Source organism: Telmatospirillum sp. J64-1 (genome assembly GCF_006980715.1).
Taxonomy (GTDB): domain Bacteria; phylum Pseudomonadota; class Alphaproteobacteria; order Rhodospirillales; family Magnetospirillaceae; genus Oleiliquidispirillum; species Oleiliquidispirillum nitrogeniifigens.
The window spans coordinates 219,745-236,125 of the sequence record NZ_SBHN01000004.1; the positions used below are offsets into that span (position 1 = coordinate 219,745).

14 protein-coding genes and 1 pseudogene are annotated in these 16,381 nt (G+C 64.6%); 5 read left to right on the forward strand and 10 right to left on the reverse strand.

Translation table 11 applies throughout. The features are described 5' to 3' along the window. The first annotated feature begins 486 nt into the window (after positions 1–486). Positions 487–1,239, forward strand: a complete 753-nt coding sequence (locus EPD66_RS05875) for a hypothetical protein (protein WP_142847551.1) — start codon at positions 487–489, stop codon at positions 1,237–1,239. Positions 1,240–1,322: 83 nt separating this feature from the next. Here EPD66_RS05875 and tcuB read toward each other — a convergent pair whose 3' ends face one another. The 8 genes from tcuB to EPD66_RS05910 all read right to left on the reverse strand — a co-directional run bounded on the left by tcuB (position 1,323) and on the right by EPD66_RS05910 (position 10,511). Then, positions 1,323–2,417: a tricarballylate utilization 4Fe-4S protein TcuB gene (gene tcuB / locus EPD66_RS05880; RefSeq protein WP_142847552.1), complete on the reverse strand. Its 1,095-nt coding sequence runs from the start codon at positions 2,415–2,417 to the stop codon at positions 1,323–1,325. Then, positions 2,404–3,804, reverse strand: coding sequence for an FAD-dependent tricarballylate dehydrogenase TcuA (gene tcuA, locus EPD66_RS05885; RefSeq protein WP_142847553.1), 1,401 nt, complete (start codon positions 3,802–3,804; stop codon positions 2,404–2,406). Before tcuA ends, tcuB begins: the two co-directional genes overlap by 14 nt. A gap of 95 nt (positions 3,805–3,899) precedes the next feature. Beyond that, positions 3,900–4,826 carry a LysR family transcriptional regulator gene (locus EPD66_RS05890; protein WP_142847554.1) on the reverse strand — a complete coding sequence of 309 codons (927 nt, stop codon included), beginning with the start codon at positions 4,824–4,826 and terminating at the stop codon, positions 3,900–3,902. A 30-nt stretch (positions 4,827–4,856) separates the two neighbouring features. Continuing rightward, positions 4,857–4,997, reverse strand: coding sequence for a hypothetical protein (locus tag EPD66_RS23995; protein ID WP_185961273.1), 141 nt, complete (start codon positions 4,995–4,997; stop codon positions 4,857–4,859). 120 nt (positions 4,998–5,117) lie between these two features. Continuing rightward, on the reverse strand, positions 5,118–6,182 hold the full coding sequence (locus tag EPD66_RS05895; protein WP_142847555.1) for an isocitrate/isopropylmalate dehydrogenase family protein: 1,065 nt from the start codon (positions 6,180–6,182) through the stop codon (positions 5,118–5,120). A gap of 22 nt (positions 6,183–6,204) precedes the next feature. Further along, positions 6,205–7,293, reverse strand: a complete 1,089-nt coding sequence (locus EPD66_RS05900; protein WP_142847556.1) for a 4-oxalomesaconate tautomerase — start codon at positions 7,291–7,293, stop codon at positions 6,205–6,207. A gap of 6 nt (positions 7,294–7,299) precedes the next feature. Continuing rightward, complete coding sequence (locus tag EPD66_RS05905; protein ID WP_142847557.1) at positions 7,300–9,279, reverse strand: tripartite tricarboxylate transporter permease; 1,980 nt, start codon at positions 9,277–9,279, stop codon at positions 7,300–7,302. Positions 9,280–9,407: 128 nt separating this feature from the next. Continuing rightward, entirely contained in the window at positions 9,408–10,511 is a 1,104-nt protein-coding gene (locus EPD66_RS05910) for a tripartite tricarboxylate transporter substrate binding protein (RefSeq protein WP_142847558.1), read from the reverse strand. Positions 10,512–10,756: 245 nt separating this feature from the next. On the opposite strand from EPD66_RS05910, the gene EPD66_RS05915 reads away from it, so the two are divergent. Both EPD66_RS05915 and EPD66_RS05920 read left to right on the forward strand, forming a co-directional pair. Then, on the forward strand, positions 10,757–11,419 hold the full coding sequence (locus EPD66_RS05915; protein ID WP_142847559.1) for a response regulator transcription factor: 663 nt from the start codon (positions 10,757–10,759) through the stop codon (positions 11,417–11,419). A 5-nt stretch (positions 11,420–11,424) separates the two neighbouring features. Then, complete coding sequence (locus EPD66_RS05920; protein ID WP_142847560.1) at positions 11,425–12,864, forward strand: sensor histidine kinase; 1,440 nt, start codon at positions 11,425–11,427, stop codon at positions 12,862–12,864. Here the strand turns inward: EPD66_RS05920 and EPD66_RS05925 are convergent. Next, positions 12,830–13,783 carry a D-2-hydroxyacid dehydrogenase family protein gene (locus tag EPD66_RS05925; protein ID WP_142847561.1) on the reverse strand — a complete coding sequence of 318 codons (954 nt, stop codon included), beginning with the start codon at positions 13,781–13,783 and terminating at the stop codon, positions 12,830–12,832. The genes EPD66_RS05920 and EPD66_RS05925 overlap by 35 nt on opposite strands. Before the next feature lie 101 nt (positions 13,784–13,884). On the opposite strand from EPD66_RS05925, the gene EPD66_RS05930 reads away from it, so the two are divergent. Continuing rightward, complete coding sequence (locus EPD66_RS05930; RefSeq protein WP_142847562.1) at positions 13,885–14,535, forward strand: GntR family transcriptional regulator; 651 nt, start codon at positions 13,885–13,887, stop codon at positions 14,533–14,535. Between the two features lie 37 nt (positions 14,536–14,572). Here the strand turns inward: EPD66_RS05930 and EPD66_RS05935 are convergent, their stop codons facing one another. Further along, positions 14,573–15,700 carry an AbrB family transcriptional regulator gene (locus EPD66_RS05935; protein WP_142847563.1) on the reverse strand — a complete coding sequence of 376 codons (1,128 nt, stop codon included), beginning with the start codon at positions 15,698–15,700 and terminating at the stop codon, positions 14,573–14,575. Positions 15,701–16,120: 420 nt separating this feature from the next. Here EPD66_RS05935 and EPD66_RS05940 point away from each other — a divergent pair. After that, positions 16,121–16,381 (forward strand): annotated as a pseudogene (locus tag EPD66_RS05940) (aconitate hydratase B); the annotation flags it as partial.

A 16,381-nucleotide genomic window follows, 5' to 3' on the forward strand; every position in this document is an offset into this window, starting at 1 on the left:
CTTTCTCCGGCAATTCCCGTGCCGCAGGACTTCTATATCCTTGAAAATATTTCATGCTACAGGATTTCGCGCCATCGAATTTAGTCACACCGGAAGCAGCACAACCGGACATGGATAAACAAGAAGTTCAGTACTGGCAGAAAAGTTACTTAATCACGTACTGACACAGAACAACGCTGCCCGCTTGGCGTAGGCGGCAAGACGCCCTGAACATCCGGAGTAGGTCCGGGAGAGGCAGGCAATCGTAATTGAGGCACAGGGCCGGCAAGCGAATTTCCCACCTTCCCAGAAGATAGCGGCCATATTATAAACGGTCCGGACGGTACAGTTAATTACCACTCATCGTGCCGAACAGCTATCACGGCGGGAGCCAGGGGGAAGAGAGCAAGGGAAAGGGGAATATTACAGTTGCGTGATATTTCATGCGCCGCGAATATGAGCGCCCGCTGCAAACTCGAAGACATATCCTTACTACCGGACACCATCATGACGACGAGAGACTCCCAGGGACAGCTGTTCCTGGTGATCGCCATCCTCACCTATTTTTTGATCCTCGTGCTCAACCGCACCTTGCCGCCCGAGATCATGGAAAGGATGGTCAACGAGAATGGAGAAATTGAACTGGCACAATGGCTCGTGATCACCACGGCCTTCTTCCTTGCCAGCGCCACCTATCTGACGCGCCTGCGGCGCAGCGAGGCCCGGCCGCTGCTGAAGACGTGGTTCGTTCTCCTGGCCCTGGGCAGCCTGTATATCTCGGGCGAGGAAATCAGCTGGGGGCAGTGGTTCTTCTTCTGGGACACACCGGAATCGCTGATGGCCCTCAACGACCAGGGCGAAACCAATCTCCATAATATGTCTTCCTGGTTCGACCAGAAGCCGCGCGCGCTGGTGGAAATCGGCATCATTATCGGCGGCATCATCCTGCCGCTGTGGATGCGCTTCTCTCCGCGTCTGGCACAACACGACTTGGCGATGTTCGTCCCCTCCCTGGCCCTGCTTCCGACGGCGGTCCTGGTCGAATGGTCGGCCCTACCCTCGCGCGCAGGAAGCTGGTTCGGCCCCGATGCGCCCCTCAGCTTCCTATTCCTGCACCGCTCTTCGGAAGTGCAGGAATTGTTCATCTACATGTTCATCCTGTTCTACGTGCTGGAACTGCGCCGGCGCATTCCCGGCCACGTCGCCGAGCGGGCCGTCAAGGCTTTGCACGCCTCGCCCGCGAGCGGTTCCCGCTCCTGAGTGCTGGCACAACAGGACCTGAAAACAAAAGGGGGAAGGCCGATAGCCTTCCCCCTTTCTCTTTGCCAATGCTCTCTGGCGCCTTAATGCTTGCGCTCCATGGCGTGGCGGAGCAAGGCCCCGGTGCGGTACAGGCCGTGGACGAACTTGCTGTAGGGCAGCACCACGAAGAGCGAGAGCACGAAGCCGAGATGGATCGCCAGCAGGATGCCCATCGCAGCGGTCTCGCGGAAGGCCAGCAACACGAGGCCGGTCAAACTGGTCATGAACAGCAGGACCAAAAAGGCCACGTCCATGCCCATCAGCGAGGCGGGCGCCGGGGTCTTGTCGCTTTTCGCCTTCAGCCAGAGCAGCCCGGCCGGGCCGATCAGCAAGCCGATCCCGCCCAGCGTGCCCAGGATGACGGGCAGGCTGAAATAGCCGTAGGGCGCGACCCAGCCGAAAACGTAATCATAGATGGTCGCCACGGCGGTCGCCGCGAAGGCCAGCATGAAGCCGTAGAACATGAAATGGTGATAGACCCGGCGGGCATTCGAAAAAGCCTCGTCGGGATAGGCGCAGCCTTCGCCTTTGCTGCCGCCGAGATAGCGCAGGGTCAGGGCGTCCGCGAAGGCCTGACGCAGGGATTGCGGCTTCAGCTCGGCCATCTTGCCGCCGGCATCGCGCCAGAAATTGAGGAAACCCATGATCAGGGCGATGATGGCATAGCCGAAGGTCGCCCCGCCCAGCGCCACCATGACGTTATGGGGGATGACGGCGTAGAAGGCGCCCTCGCCCTGGTGGCGGGCGAACAGCACGTCGTTGGATTGCAGCAGCATGGTCCCGATCATGATCAGGGCGATGCCGATCGCGGTGATCAGCGAGACCACCAGGCCGTTGCGGTGGAACAGACGGGCCAGCGGACGCGGCCAGGCATATTCCTCGTAGGTTTCCGCGCGCAGCTCCGCGAAGGTCTTGGGCAGGTTGATCTGGAATTCGTGGGGCGGCGCGTATTGGCAGGAATAATAGCAGCCCCGGCAATTATGACAGAGATTGGCCAGATAGCTGAGATCGCCGTTCGAGAAGGTGCGGCGCAATTCCATCGCCGGGAAAACCGCGCAATAGCCTTCGCAATAGCGGCAGGCATTGCAGATTTCCATGGCGGAACGGGCGTCTACCAAAGCCTCAGTGGTTCGCATTCTTCGCGGCCTCCTCGCCTGCGATCCGGCCGAAAACCGTACCGATGGTCATGCCAAGCCCGGCGAGATAACCCTTGCCCAGCACATTGCCGGCCATGATCTCTCCGGTGGCGAAAATATTCTTGGCGGGTTTGCCGCCTTCCATCACGACGCGCGCCTGCTCGTCGACCTTGACCCCCAGATAGGTGAAGGTGATGCCCGGACGCAGCGGATAGGCGTAGTAAGGCGCCTCGTCGATGCGCCGCGCCCAATGGGTCTTAGGCGGCGTCAGGCCTTCCGTCGCGCAATTGTCGAGGATGGAATTGTCGAAATTGCCCGGACGCACCGCCGCATTGTACTGCGCCACGGTGTTTTCCAGGGCCTGGGTGTCGAGGCCCAACTTGGCCGCCAATTCGCCGATGCTATCGGCCTGGACCGCCGGGAAGACCGACGGCATGAACAGCGTCACGGCCTTGGAATCGATGATGGCGTAAGCGATCTGGTCGGGCTGCTGGGCCACGAGACGGCCCCAGATGGCATAGCGCTTGGGCCAGAAATCCTCGCCCTCGTCATAGAAACGCTGGGCGTTCTTGTCGACGACGATGCTGAAGGGCACGCAGTCGAGGCGGGTCACGATGCCGCCGTCGAATTGCGGCGCCCGCGCGTCGATGGCCACCGCATGGCATTGGCGCGGATCGCCGACCGGCGTGGCGCCCTTGTCGAGCAGGTTGCGCAGCATCCGGCCCTTGTTGTAGGGCGTGCCGCGGATGATGAAATTGTCCGCCGCCTCGCCCCAATATTCCTTCAGCCATTCCAGATTGGCCTGGAAACCGCCCGAAGCGGCGACGACCGTCTTCGCCCGCACCTTGACCGGCTCGCCGCCCTGGCAGGAAACCGTGGCCCATTGGAAGACGCCCTTGTCGATTTCCAGGTCCAGCACCTCGGTTTCATACAGGACCTCAACGCCCAGCCGCTCGGCCGTGGCGTAATAGGCGTTCACCAGGGCCTTGCCGCCCCCCAGGAAGAAAGCATTGGTGCGCGACAGGTTCAGCGTGCCGCCTAGCGAGGGCTGGAAACGCACGCCCCGCGCCTCCATCCAGCGGCCCACGCCGTTGGAGCCGCGAATCGCCATGCGGGCCAGACGCTCGTCGGTGACGCCGTTGGTCACCCGCATCAGGTCGTCCCAGTACTCTTCTTCCAGATAGGCCTCGGTCAGTACTTCCGTCGGTTCTGTGTGCATGCAGCGCAGGTTGCGCGTGTGACGGCTGTTGCCGCCGCGAAACGGCTTGGGGGCATGTTCCAGAATGAGAACGCTGGCTCCCTTTTCCCGCGCCGTTATGGCTGCGCAAAGAGCCGCGTTCCCTCCGCCGACGACCAGCACGTCGTATGTTTTGGCCAGGTCAACCATCAGACTGCATTCCTTTGCTGGTAAATCGCCAGGGCCGGCGGAGCCGTGCCTCCGTCAGCCGCACGCAGATTGTATACATCGGGATGCAATATGCGTCAACCGGACTCCGAGCCCTGGAAAGCCACGGATTTCAGCAGGAAATCGCGGAACTGGAGGACCGCCGCAGGCAGATGCGTGCTGCGCTGGTGGACGAGGATATGGCGCCGCTGCGCCCAGCCATCGGACAGGGGCATGGCCACGATCCGCATCTGCTCGGCATATCTCTCGACGCTGCTGCGGCGCAGGAAGCCGATCCCCAGGCCCGCCTCGACCATGCGCCGCAGGGAACCGAAGCGGATGACCTTGATGGTGGGATTGACCGTGCAGCCCATCTCGCGCGCCTTCTCCATGATCAGGTCGTCGAGCGCCCCGCCCTCGTGCAGCGAGATGACCTCGTGCTGGATGGCTTCGGCGAAGGAGATGGCCTCCTCCGGCGAACGGCCGGCGGTCAGGGGATGGCCGACGGGGGTGATCAGCCAGATGGGATCGTCGCAGAAATGATGGACGGCAAGGCCGTCCACCGGCGTACTGTCGGCCACCACCGCCAAGTCGATCCGCCCTTCGCGCAGGGCCTCGATCGCCTCGCGGCTATAGGATTCCTGGACCGCGACCTTCAGATGGGGCTTCTCGGCCCGGAAGCGGACGAGAAGGTCAGGCAGGCAGCCGGCGATGACGGAATTGATGGCGGCGAACCAGACTTCGCCCCTTTCTCCCCCGGCATAGCCGCGCAATTCATCGGCCAGCGACCGCATCTCGGCGAGCAGGCGCTCGCCATGGGCGGCAAAGGCCTTGCCCTCGGGCGTCGGTTCCACTCCGCGCGGCAGGCGCCGCAGCAGGCGCACCCCCAGCATGGCTTCCAGGTCGTTGATGCGCCGGCTGACGGCCGAGGTGGCGATATGTTCGCGCCGGGCCGCTTCGCCGATGCTGCCGGCACGAACGATCGCCAGGAAGAGGCGGATGGTGACGATATCAAAGGTCTGCATGGGCCGTCGCCACGCGGCCGCAGAACCAAGCTAGCTTTCCCGGCGCCGCCATTCCATCCGCCAGCAATGCAGCAGACGGTCATGGGGGGCCGTACCGAGGAGAGCCATCTTCTGCGCCACGTCAAGGAGTGTCAGAAGATTGGTGAACGAGCGGCGGAAAGAGGCAGGCATGGCCTTCAATGTCCCTGTCAGTGAACAGGGACAAGAGTAGAAGAGCCGGCCTGCCGCCACTATCAGCGTTTCACGACGCCCGGCTTCCCCATCCGCGATGGATCGGGAAGCCGGTGCCCGCTACGCGTCCGCCAGCAATTGGCACAAGGCCGCCGTGAAGGCCTTGGTGCCCAAGGTCCCGCCCAGGTCGTAGGTGCGGGTTTCGGCCTGCGCGACCAACTTGGCCACGGCCTCCGTCAGGGCCTTGCCCGCCTGCACCAGATCGTTCCGCCCGGCCCGCTCGCCGCGCCATTCCAGCAGCATGGCGGTCGAAAGCAGGAGGGAGATGGGATTGGCCCGGTCCTGACCGGCGATATCCGGGGCGGAACCATGGGCCGCCTGGGCCACCGCCGTGTCGAAACCGGCATTGAGCGAGGCCGCCATGCCCAGCCCGCCCGACAATTCGGCGGCCTGGTTGGACAGGATGTCGCCGAACATGTTGGTGGTGACGATCACGTCGAAGCGTTCGGGCGCGCGCACCAGCCAGGAGGCCGCCGCATCCACATGCATCTCGTCCACCTCCAGCCCGGGATAGCGGGCGGCGGCGGCCAGGGCCTCTTCCAGGAACATGCCGTCGCTGAGCTTCAGCACATTGGCCTTGTGGACGATGGTCAGGCGCTTGCGGCGCTTGGCCGCCAAGGCGGCGGCAGCATCGGCCACGCGGCGCGAACCCTCGCGCGTCACCTTGCGCACCGCCAGGGCCAGATCGGGCGTCGGCATGAATTCGCCATTACCGGCGAACATGGTGCGGTCGGCATAGAAGCCTTCGGTGTTTTCCCGCACGATCACCAGGTCCATGCCGGGCGCCAGCGCGGGAACACCGGCAAAGGAACGGGAGGGACGGATATTGGCGAAGAGGTCCAGCCCCTTGCGCAGACGGGCCGAAGGATTGATGCCGCCTTCCGCCGGCGGCGGGTAATTGGCGGTATCCACCGGCCCCAGGACCACCAGATCGGTCTTCCCGGCTTCCTCGACCACATCGTCGGGGATCGTGCTGCCGCTCTTTTCCAGGGAAGCGTAGCCGATATCCATCTCGCGCAGGACCAGGCCCAGGGCGAAGCGGCTGTTCAGCGCCTCGAGCGTGGCCCGGGCCGAAGCCGCCAGTTCGGGGCCGATCCCGTCACCGGGCAAAATCAGGACATTCATGTCTTTCCCTCCCATCCCATCGTTACTTCTGGATATAGAGATTACCGGCCATCAGGCGGCGCGCCGTGCGCACGACGCCACCCGACACGACAGCGAGATTGGCACCGCTGCCCTCGACGGCCAATTCGACGTCGATGCTGCCGCTGGGATGCTCGATCTTGACCCATTGCATGGGCTTGTCTTCCATCACCGTCAGGCCTTCGGCCACCGAACCCTTCAGGGCGGCGCAGCTCGCCACGCAGATGGCGCCGGTGACGGCATGCGCGGCATGGGCCTTGTGCGGGACGAAATAGCGCGAGGTGATGGACCCGCCGTCGCGGGGGGCCGCGATCAGCGCCAGCTTCGGCGTCACCTTGCCGGTGCAATCGCCCAGGCCCATGCGCTGCGAGGCTTCCTGGCGGATCTGTTCCATCCGCGCCAGCAAGGCGGTATCGGCATCCAGTTCCTGGGGCGTCTCGTAGCCGGTCTTGCCCAGATCCGCCGCCCTCATGATGACCATGGGCATGGCCACGTCGATGCAGGTCACCGGAACGCCCTGGATGACCTCCTGGGCTTGGCCGGTGGGCAGCATGCTCTTGCACTTGCTGCCCATGATGTCGCGGAAGCGCAGGACCTGCGGCGCGGCGGTACCGGGAACGCCGTCGATGCGGGCGTCCCCGGAATAGCAGACCCGGCCGCCCGGCGTCTGGATCACCGCATCCACCCGCGCGCCCACATTCAGGTTGTAGATACGCACGATGGTTTCGTCGCCGGTGATCGGCACCAGCCCCTCTTCCAGGGCGAAGGGGCCGACAGTGGCGGTCATGTTGCCGCAGGTCGGGCCGGTATCGACCTCGGCCCGGTCGACCGAGACCTGCGCGAAGAGGAATTCCACATCGGCATCCTCGCGGCTGGACGGCCCGACGATGCAGACCTTGCTGGTCAGCGTGTCGCCGCCACCGACGCCATCGATCTGGCGTCGGTCGGGCGAGCCCAGGGCCGCCAGCAGGACGCGGTCGCGTTCCGCCGGATCGCTGGGCAGGTCCTTGAAGTGGAACAAGGGTCCCTTGGACGTGCCACCCCGCATGAGGACGCTGGGAATGGCGATGAGGTCATTGGTGAGATTGGTCATGGCGCATTACCCCAAGGGCCAGGGAAGACGAAGGGCGTCCTGCAGCAACCCGCCGGGCAGGTCGAGGACGAGCGTATGGGCCAGCAGCAGCAGCCCCGAGATGGCGGCGGCGGTCAGCAGAACCGCACGGAGCCAGGAGGCACCGGCTTTCAGGCGCAGGAAGAAGAGGAAGAAGACGACGACGCTGATGAAGAAGCCGACCAGGGCGGTCCCGGCGACCAGGCCGGCGATCCACAGCACGTAATGGGACAGGCTGACGACGGTGGGGTCGTCCCGCAGCCCGGCCTCGACCTCGTGGTCGTAATTGGCGGGGTCGCTATGCTTGCCCGACAGGAACTTCCACAGCAGCAAGGCACTGACGGCCATGATCACGGCCGAGATGCTGCCGGTGAAGACGCTGCCCAGGAAGGTATGCTGCAGGGAATCCCAGAAGCCGAAGGCGGCGATCAGGAAGATCAGGCCGGTGAAGGCGATCTGGGGCATCAGGTTCTTGGCGCGCGAGCCCTCTTCCTCGGCATTCTCGACCGGGTTCTCGGGACGGCGGCGCGAGCCTAGCCAGACCGACAGAACGGTGATGGCCAGGATGATCAGCACGCCCGGACGCAGCAGGAACTCGAAGCCGTAGAACTGGACGGCCTGATAGAGATAGGTCTCGGCATTGGCCGCCAGGACGAAGCCGATCAGGAAGGCCGGACGCGACCAGCCGAAGCGCTTCATCAGCACGCCCAGGATGCCGATCACCAGCAGGGCGAGCAGATCGCCCAGGCTGCGGGTGGCCTGGAAGGCGGCGAAGCAGATCACCATCACCATGAACGGCGCCAGATAGCCGTAAGGGATGGTGGTCAGGCGCGCGACGGCGGGGGAAATCAGAAGGCTGGCACCGGCGCCCAGGACGTTGGCGATGGCCAGCGACCAGATGATGGCATAGGTGATGTCGAGGTTACGGCCGATCATGGCCGGGCCGGTTTCCAGCCCGACCAGCACCATGCCGCCCAGGAACACGGCCATGCCGCCGGAACCGGGAATGCCGAACAGCAGCGTCGGCACCAGGCCGCCGCCTTCCTTGGCGTTGTTGGCGCTTTCCGGGGCCAGCACGCCGCGGATGTCGCCCTTGCCGAATTGCGACTTGTCCTTCGAGGACTGCACCACATGGCCGTAGGCGATCCAGTCGACGACGGCGCCGCCCAGGCCCGGGATGGTCCCGACCAGGCTGCCCAGACCCGCGCAGCGCAGGCACAGCCAGCGATAACGGATCATGTCCCGTATGCCGGTGAGCCAACCGCTGCCCAGCTTGCCGGCTTCGGCAATGGAACGGTTCTGACGGCACAGATCGATGATTTCAGGGAAGGCGAAGACGCCCAGGCCGACGATGACCAGCGGGATACCGTCCATCAGATAGACGGAATCTAGGCTCATGCGCAGCTCGCCGGTGGCCGGGGCCGCGCCCAGGCCGCCCAGCAGCAGGCCCAAGCCCGCCGCCGCGATGCCCTTGGGCAGGCTGTGGCCTGCCAGGACGCCGACCATACTGAGGCCCAGGATCGAGAGCATGAACAATTCAGCCGAGCCGAAGGCCAGGATCACCGGACGGGCGATGAGGACGAAGCCCGTCAGCACCGCAGCCCCGACCAGGCCACCGAGCAACGAAGCCGAGAAAGCAGCGGCCAAGGCGCGTGCCGCCTGCCCCTTCTTGGCCAGCGGGAAGCCATCGAGCACCGTCGCCTGCGAGGCGCTGGAGCCGGGAATGCCCATCAGAACCGATGTGAAGGTATCGGAGGTGGGAATGACCGCGACCAGGCCGATCAGCATCGCCAGGGCCGAGATCTGGTCCATCCCGTAGATGAAGGGCAACAGCAGGGACAGGCCGACGATCCCGCCCAGACCGGGCAGAATGCCGACGATCAGCCCCAGGCCGACACCGATCGCCAGATACATAAGGTGCTGGATCTGAGCCAGTTGGCTCAAGCCAGAGAGCATTGCGTCGAGCATTGATGAAAAACTCCGGTCGAAAGACGCAAAGCATCCCTCTCCCGCCGCCAAGGGGTGGCAGGTGAAAAATCGGGGTGAGCCGGGGGCTCACCCCTTCGATGAGGGAGAACTAGATTGCTAAGTGAGCGTCAGAACTGGACGGAATACTTTTCCGTCAACCAGTTCCGCACCCAGTTGCGGGATTCTTCGGAGACGCTGAAGGCCTGCTCCATCATGACCTCGGCCGGCTTGCCGACCACCTGCTCGTATTCGCCCAGGGCCGCTTCGCGGTTTTCCTGGAAGGCAGGGTCGTTGATGGCCGCGGTCGCAGCGGCGCGATAGGCCTCGACGATCTCCGACGGCGTGCCCTTGGGCAGGACCAGCATCTTCTGGGCCGGGAAACCGGCGATGAAGAAGGACTTGTAGGCTTCCCAGGCCGGACCCGAGGGCTTCTCGCCGAAGGCCATTTCATAGGCTTCGGGGAAGCTGGGCAGATCGGGGAAGGAGGGATCGCGGACGATATTGCCGTTGCTGTCGAGCATGCCCCACGAGAAGAGCGGGACCGCCTGATTGGCTTCGATCAGCGGCTTCACGTTGTTGATGTAGGCCGAAGAGGTCTGGTAATCGATGTTGACCTCGCCGCGCTCGAAGGCGAGGCGGCCCGCACCGCGGCCCTGCATGCCGAAGACGGCATCCACGTTCAGGCCCATGATGTCGAAGGCGAGAAGCGGCACGAGGTCGAGCGAGGTCGCGCCCTGGCTGCCGTATTTCAGGCTCTGGCCGCGAAGCTTGCCCATATCGGCCGCCGACTGCACGCCCAGTTCAGGACGCACGAAGACCACGCCGCCGGTCGGCGAGCCCAGGATCACTTCCCAGTCCTTGGCCTCGAAACGGACGCGGCGGTCGTTCAGCAGATAGGGGAAATGGGTGGAAGCGGAGGTGCCGAGCAGGGTCAGACCGTCGGGCCGGGCACGGGCCTCGAACTGGTTGGCCCCCGTGGTGGAACCGCCACCGGGAATGTTGCGGACGACGACCGAGGGATTGCCCGGCAGGTGCTTGCTCAGATGCGGCACCCAGAAGCGGCCCCAGGTATCGGTCCCGCCGCCTTCCTGGAACGGCATGATAAGCTCGACGCGCTTACCCGAGAAATCGGCGGCAAGAGCGGGGGAAGCATAAGCCGTCACGAGGGCAGCGGTGGCAACGGCAATAGCACCGGCCTGACGGCCGACAGTCTTAATGGATTTCCAGGACATTAATGTGCCCCTCCCGAAATCTAAAATTGCGGCGAATGAAGGGAGGCGTCCTGCGGCACTGACAGGTATCCGCACACTTTTTCTGGACGTTCCCCTCTTTATGCAGATACGCGGGTCTTTTCGTTTGAACCTAGCCCAGCTAACACTGCAGGAGGCACGTTAGCTTACGAAGCTGTCGATAAGCTTACAGCGTCGAAATTTTCTGACGTATTGAGTTGGTTTCACGAAATGCCCTATGGTGCGACATGCGCTTTCTCGTCGTTGAAGATAACCGTTCCCTGGCACAGAGCATCGCCCGGACCTTGCAGCAAGTCGATCACGCCGTCGACATGCTGCACAACGCCGCCGATGCCATGGACGTGCTCGGCCGCGAAAGCTATGACCTTGTCATCCTCGACCTATCGTTGCCGGGCGGCGACGGCCTGGACGTGCTGCGCAGCCTGCGCCGGAACCAGAACGACGTACCGGTGCTGATCCTGACGGCGCGCGGCGAGTTGAACGAGCGTCTCGCCGGCCTCAATGCGGGCGCCGACGACTACATGGTCAAGCCCTTCGAACTGTCCGAACTCGAAGCCCGTGCCCGCGTCCTCTTGCGGCGCAGCAGCGGCAGCCGCAGCCCGCTGATCGAAGCCGGTCCGCTGGCCTTCGACACGGTCCAGCGGACGGTCACGCTGAATGGCAATGACGTGGCCCTGACGCCGCGTGAACGCAGCCTGCTGGAAGTCCTGATCCGCAATTACGGCAAGATCATCGCCAAGGAACGCCTGGCGGAGCATCTGTTTGGCTTCGATGAATCCGCCAGCATCGGTTCCATCGAACTCTATGTCAGCCGCCTGCGGAAGAAGATCTCGACACCCGGCATCAGCATCCGGACGGTGCGCGGACTGGGCTACATGCTGAGCGAATAGAGACCATGTTCCTGAATTCCCTGCGGCTGCGGCTGCTGGTCTGGCTGGTCGGGCCGGGCCTGCTGCTGGCCGCCAGCCTGCTGGCGACCAAATACTATTATATGCGCAATGCGGCCGAGCAGGTTCAGGACCGCCTGCTCGCGGCCCTGGCGGTCAGCATCACCAATTATACCGTCACGACCGGGGGCGATTTGCTGTCGCGCGACATGGAGATGCTGCTGCATGAGTTCACCCATGAAGACACCTACTACCATGTGACCGGCCCCGACGGCGCCTATGTCACCGGCCATGCCGACCTGCCGCGCCCGGACAAGTCGCGGGTCCTGGAGCCGGGCACACCCTTCTTCTACGAAAGCGTCTATCTGGGTGAAACAGTGCGGGCAGTCGCCCTGCGCAGCTTCGTCTCGGCCCCCTATCTGGAAGGCTGGACCACGATCTACATCACCCAGACCCGCCGGGAACGGCAGGAGCTTCTGGGCACCATCCTGGTCAATACCGGCATCGCCTTCCTCATCGTCGTCGCCATCGGCGGCATCCTCGCCTGGATCGGCATCACCCGGGGCCTGAGCCCGCTGGAGGACCTGCGCACGGCCATCCGCCGCCGCTCGCCCGACGATCTGCGGCCGATCGAGGAACAGACCCCGGCCGAGATCGCCGAAGTGGTCCATGCCCTGAACGGCCTGCTGACCAAGCTGGACCGCAGCATCACCGCCAACCAGCGCTTCATCGCCGATGCCTCGCACCAGTTGCGGACGCCGCTGGCGGCCCTGCAGGCGGAAAGCGAATGGGCCTTGCGCCATGCCCGCCACGACCATGAGAGAGAAACCCTGGAAGGGATCCTCTCCCACGCCCGCACGGCCTCGCGCCTGGCGGGGCAGCTTCTCAAGCTCGCCCGCCTCGCGCCCGAGGGCCGCAAGACCCTGGACCTCGCCTCCCTCGACCTGAAGGCATTCGCCGCCGAGGTTACCGGTGAATGGGTGGGCCGGGCGATCCGACAGGACATCGACCTGGGCTTCGAGGGCCCGGACGATCCGCAGGCCTCGGCGATGGTGCTGGGCAATTGCGTGATGCTGCGCGAGATGCTGGGCAATCTTCTCGACAACGCCCTGCGCTATTGCCCGTCCCAGTCCATCATCACCGTCCGGGTGATCCCGGCCACGGCAAGACGCGGGCCGGTCCTGGAAGTCCAGGACAACGGCCCCGGCATCCCTGTCAACCGACGGGCCGAGGCCGTCGAACGTTTCGTGCGCTTCAACGGGGAAGAGACGGAAGGCTCGGGCCTCGGCCTCGCCATCGTCAAGGAAGTGGCAGTCGCCCACGGCGCCGGCCTGGAGCTGAAGGACAGTCCGGACCGGCAGGGCCTGCTTGTCTCCATCGCCTTCCCCAGGCCGGCGGACGCCCGGCTGGCGGCTAGCCTTCCATCACCCGAATTGGCTCGCCCTTGAGGAAAGCCAGCACCGCCTCCAGGGTCTGGCCGTAGAAGACCTCGTAGGTCTCGCGGGTCACATAGCCGATATGAGGCGTCAGCAGCAGCTTCCGCGAAGCGCGCAAAGGATGATCGGCGGGCAGCGGCTCGACGTCATAGACATCCAGCGCGGCCCCGGCCAATTGCCCCGCCTCCAGGGCGTCGAGCAGGGCCTGCCAATGCACGATCTCGCCCCGCGACGTGTTCACCAGATAGGCGTCCGGCTTCATGACGGCAAAGTCCTCGGGGCCGATCAGGCCGCGCGTGCGGGACGACAGGCGTTGATGGATGGTGACGAAATCGGCGCGCTTCAGCAGGTCCTGCTTGGAAGCGGCCTTCTCCACGCCCAATTCGTCGCAACGTTCCTGGGTCAAGTTCTCGCTCCAGGCCAGCAGCTTCATGCCGAAGGCCTTGGCATAGGTGGCGACCTGCCCCCCCAGGCGGCCCAGGCCGATGATGCCCAGGGTCGCGCCACGCAGGTCGCGGCCGAGGCTCACTTGCCAGCCGCCCTCGCGCATGGAGGCGTTCTCGCTCACCAGCATCCGCGCCTGGGCCAGGATCAGCGCCATGGTCAGTTCCGCCGTGGCATGGCCGGGCGATTGCGTGCCGCAGACCGTGACGCCCTGTGCCCTGGCCGCCGCCACGTCGATGGCCGCATTTTTCTGGCCCGTGGTGACGATCAGCTTCAGATTGGGCAGTTGCCGGATCAGCGAGGCCGGAAAGGGCGTCCTTTCCCGCATCAGGCAGACGATGTTAAACGGCTCCAGACGCTCCACCAGGGCCTGCTCGTCGGCCAGGGTATCGCGGAAAACCGTCAGTTCGGCCTCGGGCGGCAGACGGCTCCAATCGGCGAAGCGTTCCGATACCCCTTGATAATCATCCAAGATCGCAATACGCATCGACCCCTCCCATTGTATACCAATGTATTTTAAGGCTAGGATACACGCATCGGCGAGACTGGCAACAGCCGGCGCCGGTGTTTAGAACGCAAAGGAAGAAAATGGCACGCGGAAAACCGAGTGGGCTCAACGCCTATGAGTTGCTGCTGGAAGCCATCGACAACGGCGTCCTGCCGCCGGGCAGCCGCCTGCGCGAAGTGGAAATCGCCGAACGCTTCCAGATCAGCCGCACGCCCGTCCGCGAGGCCCTGAAGCGGCTGGAGGCCCAGGGGCTGGTCGCCCACGAACCCCATCACGGCGCCGTGGTCGCCAAGCTGGACTACGATCAGGTGGGCGAGCTGTATTTCCTGCGCGAGGTCCTGGAAGGCACCGCCGCCCGGCTTGCCGCCGTCCATGCCTCCGAGACGGAAATCGAGATCCTGCGCGAAATGGTCGAACAGGACCGTGCTTTCGCCGACAATCCCCAGGAACTGGCCCGCCGCAACAAGGCCTTCCACCGCCAGATCCATCTGGCGGCCCAGAACCGCTACCTGAACGCCGTGCTGGAAAATATGCGGGTCTCCCTGGTCCTGCTCGCCGGCACCACCCTGGCCGCGCCGAAGCGGGGGGCGGAATCCATCGAGGAACATGCCGCCGTCGTCGACGCCATCGCCCGGCACGACCCCGACGCGGCGGAAGCCGCCGTGCGGCGGCATATCGCCAATGCCCACAAGACCCGGCTCAAGCTCCAGCTCCAGGAGGCGGCGGGCTAGGACCCGACGTGCCTTCCCGGGGCGGAGGACGCGCCGTTCAGGGCGCCCCGGGCGCATGACCGCCGGCCTTGGCATGCCTCACCAGATATTGCGTGATGAAGGGCATGGCCAGGAGGATCAGGGCGAGACGGGCCAGGTGATGCACGGTCACATAGGCGGGATCGAGTCCTAGCGACAACGCCACGATGCCCATTTCCGGCGCACCGCCGGGGACATAGGCCAGCAGGATCGGCCCCAGGGACAGGCCCGTGATCTCCTGCGTCGCAAAGGCCGCCGCCAAGCTGATCAGCAGCGTCACCAGGGCCTGCACGCCCGCCGACCACAAGGTCCGCAGCAGGCGCAGGAAGGGAAAGCCGCCGAACCGCACGCCGACCGAGACGCCGATCACCACCTGCGCCGCCACCAGCACCCAGCCCGGCGGATGGGCTTCGGTCAGGCCCGCCAGATGCAGGATCGCGCTGACCAACATCGGGCCGACGAAGATCGGCGTGGGCAGGCGCAGCAGCCTGGCCAACGGAATCCCCGCCACCACGCAGGCCGCCAGCAGCACCCCATCGGCCCAGGACAGGGCGGTCGCGGCCGCATCGACCCAGGGCTCGGGCAAGGCCGCGTCGGCCACGTCGATCCCCAGGAAGACCTCGAAGGCCAAAGGCAGGCCGACCAGCAGAGTGACCAGCCGCACGCCATGGGTCAGGGCGACGAGACGCACATCGGCGCCCAGATCCGGGGCCATGACCGTCATGGCACTGAGACCGCCCGGCAGGCCGGACAGCCAGGCCGTCGGGCGGTCATAGCCCGCGATCTTGCGGCAATACCAGATGCCGAACAGGCTCATGATCAGGGTGGTGATGAACATGCCGCCCAGGCTGATCAGCCAGGTGCCGAAATGGCCGAAGATATCCTGGGTGAAGCCGCCGCCCAGGAACACCCCGACGATCGCCAGGACCAGCGAACGCAGATGCTTCGGCCCCTGCAGCCGCGCGCCCCCCATGCTGGGGATCAGCGTCGCCATCAGGGCGCCCAGCAGCCAGGGCAAGGGCAGCGAAAGACGATAGGCCAGCCAGCCCCCGCAGAAGCCCAGGGCCAGACTGAAGCCCAACTTGGCGAGAGACAGCGGAGAGGGAAGACGAACGCCGCTTTTCGGCGGCACAAGTGTCTCTTTCATCTGGCGCCGGAAGATTCAAGAGAGGGAGGGCAGCAATGGACCCACCGCTGCCGGGGCTTTACGAGCCTGGTCAACATGGACATTCCCATAGTTCTTTCTCGGCTCTCTGGCGGAGCCCTCGTAAACCAAGCACCCTAACACCCGCATCTATCATTTAGCTGTCATCCGGAACGTTTCGCGAAGTCCTGGCGGGGAAGAAAGAAAAAGCGATGACAACCACTCCTTTCCCGCCCTTAAGGGTGGGTGTTTCTCTTCCTTTTTCGTGCGGGGATGCTATCTTCTCGCCACGAGACCCCGCCACAGCGGTCATACCAGACGATCACGGCGCTTGCCGCCCCTGTCCTGACGGCTGTATGGCGCGGTTGTGGCCAAGGAAGTAAGAAGTCTCTCCCGCAACCAAATTATCGAGAGGATCCAGTCGTGCTTGAAGCCTATCGCCAGCATGTCGCCGAGCGTGCCGCGCTCGGGATTCCGCCCCTGCCGCTGTCTGCCCCGCAGACGGAAGAGTTGGTCGGCCTGTTGAGGACGCCGCCCGCGGGCGAGGAGGATTTCCTTGTCGAGCTGCTCACCCACCGGGTGCCGGCCGGGGTCGACGATGCGGCCAAGGTCAAGGCCGACTTCCTGGCGCGGATCGCGCTGGGCGAGGAGAGCAACGGCCTGATCTCGCGCATCAAGGCGACG